A 16155-nucleotide genomic window follows, 5' to 3' on the forward strand; every position below is an offset into this window, starting at 1 on the left:
AATAGAGGCCATAGCTCGTAGAGCCCTAAAGATGGTCGCACTCGGATCCAATGTGCAAGTTGGAAAAGAATTCCGGGCCGGACTAGGCAGTCGAGTCAATTCACTACACGGACTGAAGTTGGGCAACCACGTTTCGGTCGGACCCGGTTCAATCATAGAAGTGGATGGCGAGATCGGTGACTTCGTCCTTATTGCAAGAAACGTTCAAATTGTCGGTCGGGCGGATCACGACGTTGACTCCGTTGGAACGCCCATTGTTTTTGGCACTTGGGTCGGGGAACGGGAAGCAAGTCCCAAAGACAGAGTGGTCATTGGGAAAGACGTATGGATCGGAGCAGGTGCCATCGTCTTGGGGGGGACGACTATCGGAGAAGGCAGCATCATCGGTGCTGGATCGTTAGTGTCGAAAGACATCCCGCCTTACTCCATTGCCGTCGGCTCGCCGGCTACGCGCATCTCCGGTCGCTTCGTAAGCGAGGAAGATCGTCTATCTCATTCGAGAGCTCTCGAGCGCCTTTCCAACGATCAATAATATGGCACGCTCTGAATTGGAATCCGTCCCCGCCCAGCCGAAAACTGATAGGAACCTATATAGTGTTGGAAAGTGACCAATGTTCTATGCGGAAACTTCGCATAACGATTATCGGGCTGAATTATGCACCTGAGCCGACCGGAAACGCGCCTTACACGTCAAACCTGGCGGAAGGGCTCGCGGCAGCTGGTCATTCTGTCCGCGTGATAACCGGCTATCCGCATTATCCGGAATGGCGGCTGATGGATGGCTACACTGGCTGGTCATTGTGGGAAGAGTCGGACGGTCTTGAAATACGCCGCCTTCGTCACCATATTCCAAAAGTACCATCAACCCTTAACCGGCTGCATATGGAATTGAGCTTCGGCGTGCGTGCCATGTGCGCAAACTGGGGCAAACCGGACGTTGTTCTTTTCGTGAGCCCCGCCCTTTTCTCGAGTGGGCTGGCTCTCTTGACCTCACGTCTTCGCCGTCACCGCCCTGCGACTGCCATTTGGGTGCAAGACATATACAGCCGCGGAATGGTTGAGACAGGGACCGGAGGAGGAGTCGCGACGAAAGCAGTTTCTGCCTTAGAGTCAAGAATCCTGCGCGCCGCCGACGCCGTCGTAGCTATTCACGACCGTTTCAAGTTTTACCTGACCGACAGCATGCGTGTCCCTTCACAGAACATTTCAGTGATCCGGAATTGGACGCATCTTCCGGCGGTGTCTGGGCCCATCGATCGTTCACAGGTCCGCAGTTCTCTCGGATGGGGAGCTGATGAGATAGTCGTTTTGCACGCTGGCAATATGGGGAAGAAACAGGGCCTGGAGAACGTAATCGACGCAGCCAAGCTAGCGTCGTCCCGCGGAAGTAGAGTGCGCTTTGTGCTACTCGGTGATGGAAACCAGCGGCCGTTCTTGGAGGAGGCCGCAACAGGGGTGGGGAACCTTCAATTCATCTCGCCTCTCCCAGGTGCGGCCTTCCAGCAAGCTTTAGCTGCAGCCGATATTCTGCTGGTCAATGAACTCCCCGGCGTAAAAGAGATGGCTGTCCCAAGTAAGCTGACATCGTATTTTAGCGCTGGGGTACCTGTTATTGCCGCAACCGATTCTGGGAGCGTTACGGCGACGGAGATAGCGTCCTCGGGCGGTGGCGTTCGCGTTGACGCTGCCGATCCAGCAGCACTCTTAGCGGCAGCTGAACTCGTCGGCAACGATCCGAGCGCTGCAAGAGAGTTGGGTGAAAAGGGCCTGAAGTTCCGGCACGAAACATTGTCCGAGACTGCCGCTCTGGCCCACTATGATGAGTTCATCACCAATCTGGCATCGTCACGTGGCGTCTAACGCCGCGCCATTTTACTTTCACCATGGGGGCACAATGACTAAACGCGCATTCATCACCGGTATCACTGGGCAAGATGGCTCATACTTGGCTGAACTACTCTTGAAGAAGGGGTACGAGGTCCATGGTCTCATTCGGCGAGCATCCACCTTCAACACGGCGCGAATCGATCACCTTTATGTGGATCCTCACGATCCCAAAGCCAAGCTGTTCCTTCACTATGGTGACTTAAGTGATGGCGCACGTCTTGTTACGCTTATGGCCGAGATCAGACCGGATGAGGTATACAACCTTGCTGCCCAATCTCATGTACGTGTTTCATTCGATGAGCCCGAGCACACGGGGGACACCACCGGAGTGGGCTCCATCCGGCTGCTCGAAGCAGTGCGCATGGCCGGAATTGAAACAAGGTTCTATCAGGCATCGTCCTCTGAAATGTTCGGAGCCACTCCCCCACCACAGAACGAGGAAACTCCGTTCTATCCGCGGTCCCCGTATGGGGCAGCCAAGGTATACAGCTACTGGGTCACGAAAAACTACCGTGAGGCCTACGGCTTGTTCGCCGTAAACGGCATCCTTTTCAACCACGAGTCCCCGCGCCGTGGTGAGACTTTTGTTACCAGAAAAATCACACGCGCCGTGGCGGCGATCAAGGCCGGAAAACAGGACCTTCTCTACATGGGCAACCTCGACGCAGTAAGAGATTGGGGTTACGCTGCCGAATACGCCGAGGGAATGTGGCGCATGTTGCAGGTCGATGAGCCAGAAGACTTCGTTCTGGCGACCGGCGGAGACTACACTGTCCGGGATTTCTTGCAAATCGCGTTCGATCACGCTGGTTTGAACTGGGAAAACCACGTGAGATTTGACGAGCGTTACCTGCGCCCAACCGAAGTCGATGCCCTTGTCGGCGACTCGTCGAAGGCACACGAGAAGCTCGGCTGGAAAGCTACCGTGCAAACGCCGGAACTCGCCAGGATCATGGTCGATGCCGACATCCAGGCACTGAAACATGCCGGCAACCACTGGATAGATACCGTCGATCTGGAAAGCTGGAAGAACTAGTGTCTGCCTTGGAAGACTTTCGGCCAGGCCGTCTTAATCGTGACGACTGTTTTTACGTTGCGGGCCATCGTGGCCTTGTTGGTTCGGCCATATGGCGAAAACTGCAGGCCGAAGGCTTCACTCATCTTGTGGGCCGGACATCGTCCGAGCTGGATCTGCGAGATCGAAATGCAGTCCTTGATTTTTTCGCTGAAACGAAGCCAAGGTATGTGGTGCTGGCCGCCGCCAAAGTGGGTGGCATTCTTGCCAATAACACTTTCCCGGTAGATTTCCTTAGCGAGAATTTACAGATCCAACTCAACGTCCTTGATGCTGCCCGCGTGCAAGGTGTTGAGCGGCTCCTATTCCTAGGATCCTCCTGCATTTATCCGAAATTTGCGGAACAACCTATCCGTGAAGATTCTCTGCTCACTGGTCACCTCGAGCCCACCAACGATGCTTATGCGATCGCAAAGATCGCCGGGATCATGCATATCCAAGCAGTGCGGCGCCAGTACGGGCTTCCGTGGATCTCGGCCATGCCTACTAACCTGTATGGTCCAGGTGACAACTTCTCCTTGACCGGTTCGCACGTTCTTCCTGCCCTAATCCGTCGCTATGATGATGCGGCGAGGTCTGGAGACAAATCCGTAACGAACTGGGGCACGGGCAGCCCGAGACGCGAGTTCTTACACGTCGACGACATGGCTTCCGCGTGCCTTCACCTCATGGAACACTACGATGGGCCTTCGCAGGTGAATGTCGGGACTGGAACGGATGTCTCGATAAAAGAGCTTGCCGAAATTGTTGCCAAGGCAGTGGGATACCAAGGTGACATTGAATGGGATGCTTCTAAGCCCGATGGAACCCCTAGGAAACTGCTCGACGTTTCTAGGCTTACTGCGGCCGGTTGGTCAGCATCGATCGGATTAGAAGAAGGCATCGACAGCACGGTGGCCTGGTACCGCAATAATCTCGGGCTAATCAGGGGCTAAGACGCCGCTCTGATCGACCAACAATTTGCAAATGACATTGATAGTGGGGGACATAAATGAGTCACGATGCTCATTGGCGATTGCGGTCGTCGCGCCTCTTACGTTTGGTTGATGCCTTCGTCGTGATGTGGGCCGTAGCGGGAGCATTCATCATCCGATTCGGCTTAGAACCGAATTTTGTCGTCGCTGGCCAGGAACTAAATTACATTTGGCTTTCGGCGGCGCTCGCCATCGCGTGGTGGACGATGCTCGGAGCCTGGAACAGCAGGCAAAGTCGGATTCTCGGTGCAGGCCCAGACGAATACAAGAGGGTAGCCGCGGCGTCTCTTTGGCTATTCGGATTAGTAGCCATCTTCTCTTATGTTTTCAGGGTTGATACTGCCCGAGGATACGTCGGCATAGCACTACCCGTAGGCCTCATAGGCCTATTGTTGGCGCGTTGGCTGCTTCGACAGCATCTGAGTATTAGCCGGGCAAAGGGTCAAAGCATGTCCCGACTGTTGTTGGTCGGTGGTCCCAGTGCCGTAGCCCACCTCGCTGCCTCGCTAGCCGAGGCGAACCACGCTGGATACCTCCCGGTTGCGGTCTATACGCCCGGAGTTTATGACCGACCAGATGTCGAACCTCGCACAGGCCTCCCAGTCTTGGGCTCCAATCCAGATACGGCCTCCATCCTGCACGCAATTCAGCAATGCGAAGCCGACGCAGTGGCAGTTTCTGCCGGCGTGCAACTGCACCCGCAGACGCTTCGACACCTGGGCTGGGAATTAGCTTCCCGGAACGTTGGTTTGATCATGGCGCCTGCCCTAACGGACATCGCCGGCCCACGTATCCATACACAGCAGGTGGCCGGCCTTCCGCTTATCCATGTAACGACACCGACGCTCGAAGGCGGGCAGCGCGTCGCAAAGCGGCTTTTTGATGTTGTCGTGTCTGGAATGCTGATACTAGTTTTAGCGCCGCTAATGGCTGGGCTGGCGGTGATAGTAAAGCTGGACAGCCGCGGGCCAATTCTCTTCCGGCAGGAGCGTGTCGGCATGGAGGGCAAGCCCTTCCGGATGTTCAAATTCCGTTCCATGGTTGTTGACGCGGAAGAGCAGTTGCACGAACTCGCTCACAAGAACGAGGGCAGCGGAGTGCTCTTCAAAATCAAGCATGATCCGCGGATAACCCGGGTCGGCAGCGTCATCCGCCGATACAGTCTTGACGAGTTGCCTCAGCTGTTCAATGTGTTTACGGGATCCATGAGCCTCGTCGGTCCCCGTCCGCCTCTTCCTCGAGAGGTCGAGGCATATGAAAGCGACGTTCGCCGGCGACTTTTAGTCAAACCAGGTCTAACTGGGCTTTGGCAGGTAAGCGGCCGTTCAAATCTCTCTTGGCAGGACTCTGTCCGACTTGACCTCTACTACGTCGAGAATTGGTCGCTCGCAGGAGACCTGATCATCCTTCTCAAGACATTCCGTGCAGTCTTCGGCAGCGCCGGCGCCTACTAATTTCGCGAGTTGACTCGCAAAACAGCCCTTTTGGGGAAGGAACAAACAACATGCGTATTTCGGTAATAGGCTGTGGCTACCTGGGTGCTGTGCATGCTGCGTGCATGGCTAAGCTGGGCCATGACGTTGTCGGCATCGACATCGATGAAAGAAAGGTGTCGGAGCTTTCCGCCGCCAGAGCGCCGTTTTTCGAGCCAGGGCTGGAGGAATTGCTCAAAGAGGTTCAAGAAACTGGACGGCTTTCCTTCACGTCCGACATGTCGGCCGCCAAGGGAAGTGACGTGCACTTCATTTGTGTGGGCACCCCTCAGAAAAAAGGCGAAAATGCAGCAGACCTCACGTACGTAGATTCAGCTATGCTGCGTTTGCTGCCCCACATCGAACCAGGCAATGTTGTGGCAGGAAAATCTACAGTCCCCGTTGGCACCGCTACGCGTCTATCAACTCTCATGGCGGACCAAGAGTGCGGAGCGCACCTGGTCTGGAACCCGGAGTTTCTTCGAGAAGGGCACGCCATCACGGACACACTGAGCCCCGACCGCTTCGTGTACGGCGTGATAGACGGCTCCGAGGATCATCCAGCTGTAGCCGTGCTGGATGACGTATATGCCACTCCCCTAGAAGCTGGAACACCCCGTCTGGTCATGGACCACTCGACTGCGGAGCTAGTAAAGACGGCAGCAAATTCCTTCCTTGCGACAAAAATATCCTTCATCAACGCCATGGCTGAGGTATGCGAAGCCACGGGAGCGGACGTTACAAGACTGGCCGACGCCATTGGCCTGGACGACAGAATCGGACGCAAGTTCTTGCAGGCAGGCATAGGCTTCGGCGGCGGATGTCTACCGAAGGACATTCGCGCGTTTATGGCGAGAGCCGGCGAATTGGGCGCAGACCAAGCCCTCACGTTCCTGCGCGAAGTTGATGCGATCAACATGCGCCGCCGTACGCGCGTCGTGGAGCTAACCCGCGAGCTATGCGGCGGGAGCCTGCTAGGCACGCGCATCACAGTGTTGGGGGCAGCCTTCAAGCCCGCCAGCGATGACGTGCGAGACTCACCCGCTCTTAGCATTGCTGCCCAGCTGCAGTTGCAGGGTGCGGACGTTACCGTCACAGACCCCAAAGCCATTGCAAATGCAGCTCGACGCTTTCCGGAATTGCACTATGAGCAAGATGTCGACCTCGCAGTATCCAATTCGGATGTCCTCCTACTTCTCACAGAGTGGGAGCAGTACCGAGCATTGGACCCATACCTCCTCACGTCCAAGGTAGCTTCCCCTCGCATACTCGACGGTCGTAACGTGCTCGATGCAGGCAAATGGCGCGCAGCTGGTTGGACTTACCGCGGCTTGGGACGCCCATAATGGTTTCGCACGGCACTTCTAAACCCACGAGTGAAGCGGACGGGGTAGCGGTAGCTGAATTATCGACAACTAGGCGTCCACGGCGAAGGCGGATAGTGGCTGCCTCCGCATGCGCGGCCTGCCTCGCCGGCGCCATTGTGTTGGGGGCGGTATGGCTAGGATATAAGGCCTCGCAGATAGAGCAGCAGCTACAGGCAGTCGCAAGGTTGATGCCACAGGTCAAAGCAAGCCTCCTCGAGAATGACGCTGGCACCGCAACTCGCTCCGTGCAGGAAATGGCTCGGCACACGATGCAGGCGCGAAGCGTAGCGAATGATCCGATGTGGACACTGGCAGGCACCCTTCCCTGGATCGGCGACAACTTCAAGGCTGTATCGGAAATAGCAACAACCGCTGATGACGTCGCAAATCGCGGCGCCGCGCCGTTGGTCGGATCCCTTCAATCGTTCAACTGGGAAAGCTTGGCGCCGACTGGGCAAGGTATCGACCTTTCCCCACTAAAAGCCGCTGCTCCGAAACTGGCGTCGGCAGCGGATGCTCTCAAGCAATCGGGAAATCGCTTGAACGCAATCGATTCCGGACGTTTGCTGCCCCAGAGTGCGGAACCTCTAGCTGATGCGAGACAGCAACTCGCTTCGTTCAGCGAGAGCCTAGACTATGCAGCAGATGCGGCCAGGATCGCGCCATCCATCATGGGAGCTGACTCACAACGGAATTACCTTCTGCTGATCCAGAATAATGCCGAATCGAGAGCAACGGGGGGGATTCCTGGAGCCTTGGCGGTATTGACCTTGGACGGCGGAAAAATGACTCTCGGCCGTCAGGTAAGTGCAGCGGCATTCGGCATCACGTCTCCTCCTGTGGCAGTGGAGCGTGAGCAGGCACAAATCTATTCGGGACGTCCCGGAAAGTTCATTCAGGACGTCAACCTAACTCCAGATTTCCCTACGTCGGCCAGCACCGCACAGGCGATGTGGGAGCGCCGGACCGGCGAGCACCTTGACGGCGTCATTTCCGTCGACCCAATTGCGCTGAGTTACCTACTCAGCGTAACCGGACCAGTTAGTCTGCCGGATGCGCAGTTCCCGGCGCTGGACGGCAAGTTACCCAAGCAGCTGACTAGTAAGAACGTCGCCAAAACCTTAATGTCAGATGTCTATGCGCAAATCCTCGAACCGTCGGGGCAAGATGCATACTTCGCCGGAGTAGCAAAGGAAACATTTGCGGCCCTTTCCTCGGGCGGTGACGACAGCAAAAAGTTGATTAAAGCAATTAGCAAGGGCATCGACGAGCGGAGGATCCTGCTGTGGTCAAAAGTCCCTCGTGAGCAATCGATACTCTCTAAGTACCCGCTGAGTGGTTCTGTGTCCGGTCCCAGCATTTCTCCCGCGCAATTTGGCGTCTACTTCAACGATGGCACCGGTGCAAAAATGGACTACCACGTGAAGAGAACTGTGCAACTCATCGAGAAGTGCCCTGCTAATGGTTACTACGAGACAAAGGTTCGAATCATAAGCACCAACACGGCGCCGAAGGACGCGGCAACATCGCTCCCGGAGTACGTCACTGGTGGCGGTGCGTTCGGTGTTCCAGCTGGAAGTGTCCAGACGAACATTGTGGCGTACGGACCCGTGCAATCGAACGTGGAAAATGTATTCGTTTCGGGCAAAAAGACCGATTTTTCCGCGCATCAGCATCAGGGCCGGCCAGTTGGGGTCGTCACGGTCCGCCTCGCTCCCGGGCAGAGCAGTACAGTCGAGTTCGCATTCGGCAAGATAGTGCAGCACGCAGAGCCGAAGCTATCCGTAACGCCCACAGTTCAGGCATCGAAAGATGTGGTTATGGACAATATCTCTGAATCCTGCCCGTCGACTCCATAGCCAACTCATTAACAGTATGTAAAGTGTCTGGACTGACTTTGGATGCACTCGTATCGGGGTGCTAATCTTTGGTGGGCAGGACAACGAGATTCACCCCACGGTCACATGGGGACGGGGAATCTCCACAATAATGTGACACTCGTGTTATAAGGTCTCAGGGGGACATAAATGAAGAAGTCTATCGCTGCGCTCGCGCTTGCAGGAACCATCGCACTGGCTGGCACTGCGCCTGCTGTTGCCGCCACCTACCCGGCACCGCCCGCCAACGCTGCTGTTTCTGACGGCGTAGTCGGACCGGGTGAAACATTTACTTTCTCAGGTCGCGGCTTTTTGGCCGGCGAACGACTCATCATCCGGGTAACGCCAGGCACGCCTCCGGCATCGACTGGCGCAAGCATTGCAGGCGGGCCTAGCCGCTCAGTACCCAGCAAAATCAACGTGGTAATGGCCGCGCAGGAGTTCAGCACCACTGCTGATTCCAATGGCGCTTTCGCTTTCCCGTTGACCATCAGCGAACCCGGCGTCTACACGCTGACTGCTACCGGCGTCACCTCGGGCCGAGTCGCAACCCAAACGATCACCGTAGCTGGCCTGTCCAACGCCGGTGACACCGGTGCTGGGCTGGCCAACACCGGCGGCAGCGGCGCAGGCCTCGCCAACACCGGTGCTGACTCCAGCCTCATCCTGTGGTCGCTCGTTGGTGGCGGCGCACTGGCAGCGGGCGCTGCTTCGGTGATTGTAGTTCGTCGCCGCGCTAACGCTGAGGCTTCTGCCTAAGCATTAAGTTCCAACGCTCTAAAAAGGCGGGTGCTTCTCTGGATTTCCAGAGAAGCACCCGCCTTTTTGTCTCCGTCCACCGTCGAACAAGAAGAGCCCGGTGCGTTCGCACCGGGCTCTTCAGGCAGAATCAGCTATCAGCCGTTGAACGCTTTCATCCAGGACTTCAGGTCCTCACCAAAATCAGCACGTTCTGAGGCCAGTGTGATCACGGCTTTCAGGTAGCTCAGCTTGTCGCCGGTGTCGTAGCGACGGCCGCGGAACACAACGCCATAAACGCCAGAACCCTCCCCCTCCCTTGCGGCAAGGGTTTGCAGGGCGTCGGTCAGCTGGATCTCGCCGCCGCGTCCGGGTTCCGTCTCCTCCAGGACGTCGAACACTGCCGGGTGCAGCACATAGCGCCCGATGACAGCCAAGTTGGACGGTGCCTCATCCACAGAGGGCTTCTCCACCAGGCTGTTAACCCGGACGTAGTCCTCACCGTCAATCGCGGAGATGTCTGCGCAGCCGTAGGCGCTGATCTGCGACGGCTCTACCTCGATCAGGGCAATCACGGATCCGCCCGTCTTCGCTTGGACCTCCATCATCGTGGCTAGAAGCTCGTCCCGCTCGTCGATGAGGTCGTCACCCAGCAGAACAGCGAAGGGCTCGTCGCCCACGTGCTGGCGGCCGCACAGGACGGCATGCCCCAGCCCCTTGGGCTCGCCCTGACGGACGTAGTGGATGGGCCCGAGCTCAGATGCGTGCTGGACAGCATCCAATCGTGCCTGGTCACCCTTGAGTTCTAAGGCCCGCTCCAGCGCAGGAGCGCGGTCAAAGTGGTCCTCCAAAGCCCGCTTGCTGCGACCGGTGATCATCAGCACGTCAGTGAGGCCGGCCGAGACGGCTTCCTCGACGACGTACTGGATGGCCGGCGCATCCACCACCGGCAGCATCTCCTTAGGCATCGCCTTGGTGGCGGGCAGGAAGCGAGTGCCCAAGCCGGCCGCAGGGATGACTGCCTTACGAACTGATTTCCCCAATGTTTTCATGAACGAACCCTATAAATTGACTTGCAATATACAAAATACGAGTGCGCGGATTTCGGAGCAGACAGAGAGTCCCGTAGCGTTTCCCCATGAGTAACTGGAGGGAGCTCGGCACCGTGAGCGTGGCGCGCGGCCTCCTGGCCATCTACCTCACCGCGCTCGCCCTGGTGGCGTTCTGGCCAACCCCCGTTGACCGGCCGGTCGCCGGGAAGCTGCAGACAGTGCTCTTTGCCCTCCACGCTGCCGGTCTCCCCCAGCTGATCAACTACAACTTCATTGAGTTCGCGTCCAACATCCTCATGTTCACGCCGATCGGGGTGCTGGCAGCATTGGCTTTCCCGGCATTCCATCGCGAACGGATCATCCTGGCAGCGTTTTTAGCGTCCTGCGGCATGGAGGCCGGACAGCTGCTGTTCCTGCACGACCGTTTTCCCAGCGCAATGGATCTCGTGGCCAACACCAGCGGCGCGATGCTGGGACTTTGGACTTTGGACAAGCTGGAGCATCGGTTCCGACAGGTCCAACCAGCACTGCCGCAGAAACCCGACAGGCCTCCGAGGATTGGTTAGCCCTTGAACTGCGGCTCCCGCTTCTCCTGGAACGCCCGGAACCCCTCGGCGTAGTCCTCGCTCTTGCACAGCCTTGCCTGCTCCGCATTTTCCTCCTGGATGGACGCCCACAGGCCCAGGCGCTGGTCACGGATGTGCGCCACCAGCTCCTTGCTCGCCTTAAAGGCACCGGTGGCCCCTGTCGCCACCCGGGAGACGATGGCCCGGGTAGACTCCAGAAGCTCGCCCGCCGGCATGGCCCGGCTGAACATCCCCTGCGCCACAGCATCCGAGCCGGACATCAGTTCGGCCGTGTAGATCAGGTCCAGCGTGCGGTGCATGCCCAGCCGCTCGGTGAAGTACCAGTGCCCGCCCGAGTCGAGCGTGGCGCCCAGCTTGGCGAACGGCGAGCCGAACTTCGCATTCTCCGCCACGTACACCACATCCGTGGCCAGCAGCAGCCCCAGCCCCACACCCAGGCAGGCTCCCTGCGCGGCGGCGAACGTCGGCGCGGGGAACGACGCCATCTTCTGCAGCAGCGGCTGCACCAGCCCGCCAAGGTACGCCTCGGCGTCGTCACTCTCCGGCGTCACGCCTGCGATGTCCCGGCCCGCGCAGAAGGCGCGGCCCTCCCCCCTGAGCAGCAGCGCCCGCACCTCACCGCGCGAGGCGGCGGCAGCGGCGTCGTCGTACGCCTGGGTTAAATCCGCCAGCGCCTGCTCGTCGAGCGAGTTCAGCTTGTACGGTGCGTTCAGGACGACTTCGGCGACGCCGTCGGCGATGGAAAGGGAGATCATGGGACTCCTTGCGTTGAGACCGGATGTTCGAAAATGACCTACACGTCGAAGTCGACCGTGACTTCCTTGCTGGTGGGGTGCGACTGGCAAGTCAGGACGTAGCCCTTGTCCAGCTCATCCTGCTCCAGCGCGTAGTTTTCGTCCATGGTCACGCTGCCGGTGACCACCTTGGCCCGGCACGTGCCGCACACTCCCCCGGCGCACGCGAACGGCACGTCCGGGCGGACGCGCAGCGCCGCGTTGAGGATCGATTCGCGGGCGTGCGTGGGGCTGGCCACCTCGCCCTGCAGGCCGTCCAGCTTGAACGTGATCTTGTAGGTGTCCGCAGAGGTGTCCTCGATCACGGGCCGGCCGGCGTTGCCCTCGGGCCGGTCCGGCTTGCCGGAGGTGAACAGCTCGAAGCGGATGTGCTCGGGCTTCACGCCGCGCTCGGCCAGGGTGTCCCGGCACAGCTGCACCAGCTCGAACGGCCCGCACAGGAACCACTCGTCCACGTCGTCCGCGTGCAGGGCGGTGCCCAGCAGCGCCCGCAGCTTCTCGGCGTCGATCCGTCCGCTCAGCAGCGGCGCGATCCGCTGCTCGCGGGACAGCACATGGTGCAGCGCCAGGCGCGACGGGTACTTGTCCTTCAGGTCCGCGAGCTCCTCCAGGAACATCACGTCCATGGCGGCCTTGTTGGCATAGATCAGGTCGAAACGGGTCTCCGGGTTCGCGGCCAGCAGCGTGCGGGCGATCGCGATCACCGGGGTGATGCCGGACCCCGCGGCGATCGCCACGAAATTGCCCGGCTGCCCCGCCAGCTCGTTTGCCATCTGCTGGGGGCGGTTCATGGAGTTCATGACGTTCTGCTCCACGGCCTGCCCGTCCCGGCCGTGCTTGGAGACGAACGCGCCCATCGGGCTCATCACCTCGAGGGTGTCGCCGGCCTTCAGCTCGGCGTTCGCCCACGTGGAGAACAGGCCGCCCAGGTCCTTCTTGATGGCCACCCGGATCTCGCTGCTGCCGTCCTCGAAGCTGCGCGGCTCGGCGCAGATGGAGTAGCTGCGGCGGATCTCCTTCGGCTCGCCGGTCTCATCCGGCAGCGTGGTGCGCAGGGCCACGTACTGGCCCGGCAGGTAGTCGAAGTGCCCGGCCAGCTCGGCCGGCACCGCGAAGGTCACCTCAATGGCGTCCTCGGTGAGCCGGCGCACCTCCGCGACGGTGAGGGAGTGGAAGGACGGACGACGGCGGCCGGTGGCCTGCGCCGTTTCGGCGGCAGTCTGGCGGACAACGGGCATGGGGTTTCCTTACAGGACTTTGAAGTAGTCGAACGGTTCCTTGCAGTCCTGGCAGACGTACAGCGCCTTGCAGGAAGTGGAACCGAAGCGGGTGAGTTCCTTGGTGTTCAGCGACGAGCACTGCGGGCACTTCACCGCCAGGCTCAGGCGGACCGGCCCGTTATGGCCCAGCGCCGCGCGGCCGCTGGGCGGGGCGATGCCGTACTCCTGCAGCTTGGCCTTGCCGGCGTCCGTCATCCAGTCGGTGGTCCAGGCCGGGGCGAGCACCAGCTCAACATGGACGCTGGGGTAGCCCTCCTTCTGGAAAGCGGCCTGGACGTCGTCCCGGATGGCGTCCATCGCGGGGCAGCCCGAGTACGTCGGCGTGATGGTGACCTGGACAGCGGGCACCATCCCGCCGTCGTCGAACAGCCGGACGTCACGGAGGATGCCCAGGTCCTCAATGGTGAGCACGGGGATCTCGGGATCGCAGACGGTGGCGGCGATGGCCCATGCCTTCTGCTCAGCAGTCTCCGCGTGCCGGGTGCCCGGTTCCTGAATGTACACGGCAGTCACCAGCTTGCTCCGGGATGCTCGCGGGCCAGAACCTGCATTTCGGCCAAGATGTAGCCCAGGTGCTCCGAGTGCCTGCCGCGGCGGCCGCCGCCCGGTGCTGCGGGAACGTCGGGCACCTCCAGCTCCGCTTCGGCGAGCACCTCTCCGGTGAGCCGGTCAAAGTCGGCCCTCAGGCTGGAAGGCGCGACGGCGGTCCCGGCTTCGGCCAGGCGGGAGGTCAGCTCGTCGTCCACGAAGAGCTCCTCGACATACGGCCAGATGAGCCTTAGCCCGTGGATAATGCGGCGGCGGGACTCCTCGGTGCCCTGGGCCAGCCGGAGGATCCACTGGGCGCTGTGGTCCCGGTGGTAGTCCACCTCCTTGACGGCCTTCGCGGAGATCGCGGCGAGCGTGGCGTCCGTGGACTGGGTCAGCCGCCGGTACAGCTCGAACTGGTAGTAGCTCACCACGAACTGGCGCGCGATGGTGACGGCGAAGTCCCCGTTGGGCTGCTCGAAGAGGTGGGCGGAGCGGAACTCGTGCTCGCGGCGGAAGTAGGCGAGCTCGTCCTCGCTCTTCTCCCAAGCTCCCCCGGCGTAGCTGAGGAAGGACCGGGCGTGGCCCAGCTGGTCCAGCGCGATGTTGCCCAGGGCCACGTCCTCCTCCAGCTCCGGCGCGCGGGAGATCCAGTGGCCCAGGCGCTGAGCAAGGATGAGGGCGTCGTCGCCGAGGCGCAGTGCGTACTCGGCCGCGTCCTCGGACGGCTTCACCAGGCCGGTGCGGACCTCGAGGGCGATGTCCTCCGGGCGGAGCGCGTTGCCCGGCGTGATGCGGGTGGCGCTGGCGGAGGAGTCCCCGCTGCCGGCGACGCCGACGGAGATGTCGCCGTGGCCTTCGGTGTGGGTTTCCGGAGCGGTCACAGGTGCTTCACTCCTTCGCTCTTGGTGTAGTACGTGGCGTGGCGGTAGTCCTTGCCCTGCGGGGATTCGAAGAACGAGCCCTTAGCATCGGGGTCGCTGGCGGCGATGGCATCCGCCGGGACCACCCAGATGGACACGCCCTCATTGCGGCGGGTGTAGAGGTCACGGGCGTTTCGCAGGGCCATGGCGGCATCCGGCGCGTGCAGGCTGCCCGCGTGGACGTGGCTGAGCCCACGGCTGGACCGCACGAAGACCTCCCACAGCGGCCAGACGCTGCGGTGCGCTGAGGCTTCCTCGGCGGCGGGGGCCGGGCCGGCCGGGACCTGGGCAGCCGAACTCTCTACTTCTCCGCCGGAGCTGGCCGGCACTTCCGGGTTGCCGTGGGGGCTCATGCTGCAAATTCCTTTTCCGCGTGCTTGCGTGCCTGTTTTGCTGCGTAAGCAGCCGCTGCCTCACGAACCCAGGCGCCGTCGTCGTGCGCTTCCCGGCGGCGTTCCAGCCGCTGGGCGTTGCAGGGGCCGCGGCCGGCGAGGACTTCCTTGAACTCCTCCCAGTCCAGCGGGCCGTGCTCCCACTTCCTGGTCTCCTCGTTGAAGCGGACTTCGCTGTCCGGGAGGGTGAGGCCGAGGACCCGGACCTGCTCCACCATCATGCCGACGAACCGCGAGCGCAGTTCATCGTTGCTGAAGCGTTTGATGTTCCACGCCATGGACTGCTTGGAGTTGGGCGAATCGTCATCCGGCGGGCCGAACATCATCAGGGCCGGCGCGTACCACCGGTTCACGGCGTCCTGGGCCATCTGCTTCTGCGCGGGCGTGCCGTTGGAGAGTTCCAGCAGGATCTCGAAGCCCTGGCGCTGGTGGAAGGATTCTTCCTTGCAGATGCGGACCATGGCCCGGCCGTACGGTCCGTAGGACGCGCGGCACAGCGGCACCTGGTTGCAGATGGCAGCACCGTCAACGAGCCAGCCGATGGCGCCCATGTCGGCCCAGGTCAGGGCCGGGTAGTTGAAGATCGAGGAGTAGCGGGCCTTGCCGGCGATGAGGTCGTCCATCATCTTGTCGCGGGACTGGCCCAGCGTCTCGGCGGCGGAGTAGAGGTAGAGCCCGTGGCCGGCCTCGTCCTGGACCTTGGCCATGAGGATGGCCTTGCGCTTCAGGCTCGGGGCGCGGGAAATCCAGTTGGCCTCCGGCTGCATACCGATGATCTCCGAGTGCGCGTGCTGCGAGATCTGGCGCAGCAGGGTCTTGCGGTATGCGGCAGGCATCCAGTCCTTGGGCTCGATCCGGGAGTCGTCTGCCATGACCTTGTCAAAGTACGCCTGGCCTTCGGCCTCCAGCTGCTGTTGGCGTGTTTCGTCCGCCGCGGCGGCTGCCGGCTGGTCAGGCACTGACTGCAGATTCTGCGCTGCCATGGTTGCTCCTATGCATTCACGTCCGTACTCGGAATTTATTTACCGACCGTTCGTTCAGGATATGCGGAAGCGGCGAAGGGCGTCAAGCACGATTGGGGTAGGAGGCACGGCTGCCAGTGATCCCAGCCGGCACCCAACCGCCTGTTCACGCCGCCGCTACGCGCGCCTAGCATGGAAGGGGCGCTCAAAGCACGAGGATCGATAGCCCCCGTCCGGCGCGTCAACG

The 16155-nt window shown here is 60.6% G+C and carries 16 protein-coding genes; 9 read left to right on the forward strand and 7 right to left on the reverse strand.

Annotated elements, in window-relative coordinates:
* Nucleotides 1-31 precede the first annotated feature (31 nt).
* From ACIP90_RS10225 to ACIP90_RS10260, 8 genes are all read left to right on the forward strand, one after another.
* Entirely contained in the window at nucleotides 32-532 is a 501-nt protein-coding gene (locus ACIP90_RS10225) for an acyltransferase (protein ID WP_400579123.1), read from the forward strand.
* 62 nt (nucleotides 533-594) lie between these two features.
* Nucleotides 595-1860 carry a glycosyltransferase gene (locus ACIP90_RS10230; protein WP_400579125.1) on the forward strand — a complete coding sequence of 422 codons (1266 nt, stop codon included), beginning with the start codon at nucleotides 595-597 and terminating at the stop codon, nucleotides 1858-1860.
* Between the two features lie 34 nt (nucleotides 1861-1894).
* Nucleotides 1895-2923: a GDP-mannose 4,6-dehydratase gene (gene gmd / locus ACIP90_RS10235; protein ID WP_400579127.1), complete on the forward strand. Its 1029-nt coding sequence runs from the start codon at nucleotides 1895-1897 to the stop codon at nucleotides 2921-2923.
* Nucleotides 2923-3897 carry a GDP-L-fucose synthase family protein gene (locus ACIP90_RS10240; RefSeq protein ID WP_400579129.1) on the forward strand — a complete coding sequence of 325 codons (975 nt, stop codon included), beginning with the start codon at nucleotides 2923-2925 and terminating at the stop codon, nucleotides 3895-3897. The genes gmd and ACIP90_RS10240 overlap by 1 nt, the downstream gene beginning before the upstream one ends.
* 56 nt (nucleotides 3898-3953) lie before the next feature.
* On the forward strand, nucleotides 3954-5390 hold the full coding sequence (locus ACIP90_RS10245; RefSeq protein WP_400579131.1) for a sugar transferase: 1437 nt from the start codon (nucleotides 3954-3956) through the stop codon (nucleotides 5388-5390).
* A 50-nt stretch (nucleotides 5391-5440) separates the two neighbouring features.
* Nucleotides 5441-6754, forward strand: coding sequence for a UDP-glucose dehydrogenase family protein (locus ACIP90_RS10250; protein WP_400579132.1), 1314 nt, complete (start codon nucleotides 5441-5443; stop codon nucleotides 6752-6754).
* 95 nt (nucleotides 6755-6849) lie between these two features.
* A complete protein-coding gene (locus tag ACIP90_RS10255) occupies nucleotides 6850-8634 on the forward strand; it encodes a DUF4012 domain-containing protein (protein ID WP_400579134.1) in 1785 nt (594 codons plus the stop codon).
* A 168-nt stretch (nucleotides 8635-8802) separates the two neighbouring features.
* Nucleotides 8803-9411 carry an LPXTG cell wall anchor domain-containing protein gene (locus ACIP90_RS10260; protein ID WP_400579135.1) on the forward strand — a complete coding sequence of 203 codons (609 nt, stop codon included), beginning with the start codon at nucleotides 8803-8805 and terminating at the stop codon, nucleotides 9409-9411.
* 137 nt (nucleotides 9412-9548) lie between these two features.
* On the opposite strand, the gene galU is transcribed toward ACIP90_RS10260, so the two are convergent.
* Nucleotides 9549-10442, reverse strand: coding sequence for a UTP--glucose-1-phosphate uridylyltransferase GalU (galU, locus tag ACIP90_RS10265; protein WP_400579136.1), 894 nt, complete (start codon nucleotides 10440-10442; stop codon nucleotides 9549-9551).
* 86 nt (nucleotides 10443-10528) lie between these two features.
* Here galU and ACIP90_RS10270 point away from each other — a divergent pair, with 86 nt between their 5' ends.
* Nucleotides 10529-11008: a VanZ family protein gene (locus ACIP90_RS10270; protein ID WP_400579137.1), complete on the forward strand. Its 480-nt coding sequence runs from the start codon at nucleotides 10529-10531 to the stop codon at nucleotides 11006-11008.
* Here the strand turns inward: ACIP90_RS10270 and ACIP90_RS10275 are convergent.
* From ACIP90_RS10275 to paaA, 6 genes are read right to left on the reverse strand one after another with little or no spacing between them, the layout of a single operon-like run.
* Nucleotides 11005-11784 (reverse strand): enoyl-CoA hydratase/isomerase family protein, encoded by a 780-nt coding sequence (locus ACIP90_RS10275; RefSeq protein ID WP_400579138.1) that lies wholly within the window; start codon nucleotides 11782-11784, stop codon nucleotides 11005-11007. The genes ACIP90_RS10270 and ACIP90_RS10275 overlap by 4 nt on opposite strands.
* 38 nt (nucleotides 11785-11822) lie before the next feature.
* Nucleotides 11823-13061, reverse strand: a complete 1239-nt coding sequence (gene paaE, locus ACIP90_RS10280; protein WP_400579140.1) for a 1,2-phenylacetyl-CoA epoxidase subunit PaaE — start codon at nucleotides 13059-13061, stop codon at nucleotides 11823-11825.
* Nucleotides 13062-13070: 9 nt separating this feature from the next.
* Nucleotides 13071-13616: a 1,2-phenylacetyl-CoA epoxidase subunit PaaD gene (gene paaD, locus ACIP90_RS10285; protein WP_400579141.1), complete on the reverse strand. Its 546-nt coding sequence runs from the start codon at nucleotides 13614-13616 to the stop codon at nucleotides 13071-13073.
* Nucleotides 13613-14515 (reverse strand): 1,2-phenylacetyl-CoA epoxidase subunit PaaC, encoded by a 903-nt coding sequence (gene paaC / locus ACIP90_RS10290; protein ID WP_400579142.1) that lies wholly within the window; start codon nucleotides 14513-14515, stop codon nucleotides 13613-13615. The genes paaD and paaC overlap by 4 nt, the downstream gene beginning before the upstream one ends.
* Nucleotides 14512-14907, reverse strand: a complete 396-nt coding sequence (gene paaB / locus ACIP90_RS10295) for a 1,2-phenylacetyl-CoA epoxidase subunit PaaB (protein WP_400579144.1) — start codon at nucleotides 14905-14907, stop codon at nucleotides 14512-14514. Before paaB ends, paaC begins: the two co-directional genes overlap by 4 nt.
* The gene (gene paaA / locus ACIP90_RS10300; RefSeq protein WP_400579145.1) at nucleotides 14904-15929 is read right to left on the reverse strand and encodes a 1,2-phenylacetyl-CoA epoxidase subunit PaaA; all 1026 of its coding nucleotides are present in this window, start codon (nucleotides 15927-15929) and stop codon (nucleotides 14904-14906) included. Before paaA ends, paaB begins: the two co-directional genes overlap by 4 nt.
* Between the last annotated feature and the right edge of the window lie 226 nt (nucleotides 15930-16155).

Origin of the sequence: Arthrobacter sp. NPDC093139 (assembly GCF_044754165.1) — a bacterium.
Classification (GTDB): Bacteria; Actinomycetota; Actinomycetes; order Actinomycetales; family Micrococcaceae; genus Arthrobacter.

Coding starts and splice junctions, on each gene's coding strand:
- galU (WP_400579136.1), bottom strand. CDS start 10,442: ATGAAAACATTGGGGAAATCAGTTCGTAAGGCAGTCATCCCTGCGGCC.
- paaA (WP_400579145.1), bottom strand. CDS start 15,929: ATGGCAGCGCAGAATCTGCAGTCAGTGCCTGACCAGCCGGCAGCCGCC.
- ACIP90_RS10250 (WP_400579132.1), top strand. CDS start 5,441: ATGCGTATTTCGGTAATAGGCTGTGGCTACCTGGGTGCTGTGCATGCT.
- ACIP90_RS10245 (WP_400579131.1), top strand. CDS start 3,954: ATGAGTCACGATGCTCATTGGCGATTGCGGTCGTCGCGCCTCTTACGT.
- gmd (WP_400579127.1), top strand. CDS start 1,895: ATGACTAAACGCGCATTCATCACCGGTATCACTGGGCAAGATGGCTCA.
- ACIP90_RS10270 (WP_400579137.1), top strand. CDS start 10,529: ATGAGTAACTGGAGGGAGCTCGGCACCGTGAGCGTGGCGCGCGGCCTC.
- paaB (WP_400579144.1), bottom strand. CDS start 14,907: ATGAGCCCCCACGGCAACCCGGAAGTGCCGGCCAGCTCCGGCGGAGAA.
- ACIP90_RS10275 (WP_400579138.1), bottom strand. CDS start 11,784: ATGATCTCCCTTTCCATCGCCGACGGCGTCGCCGAAGTCGTCCTGAAC.
- ACIP90_RS10260 (WP_400579135.1), top strand. CDS start 8,803: ATGAAGAAGTCTATCGCTGCGCTCGCGCTTGCAGGAACCATCGCACTG.
- paaE (WP_400579140.1), bottom strand. CDS start 13,061: ATGCCCGTTGTCCGCCAGACTGCCGCCGAAACGGCGCAGGCCACCGGC.
- ACIP90_RS10225 (WP_400579123.1), top strand. CDS start 32: ATGGTCGCACTCGGATCCAATGTGCAAGTTGGAAAAGAATTCCGGGCC.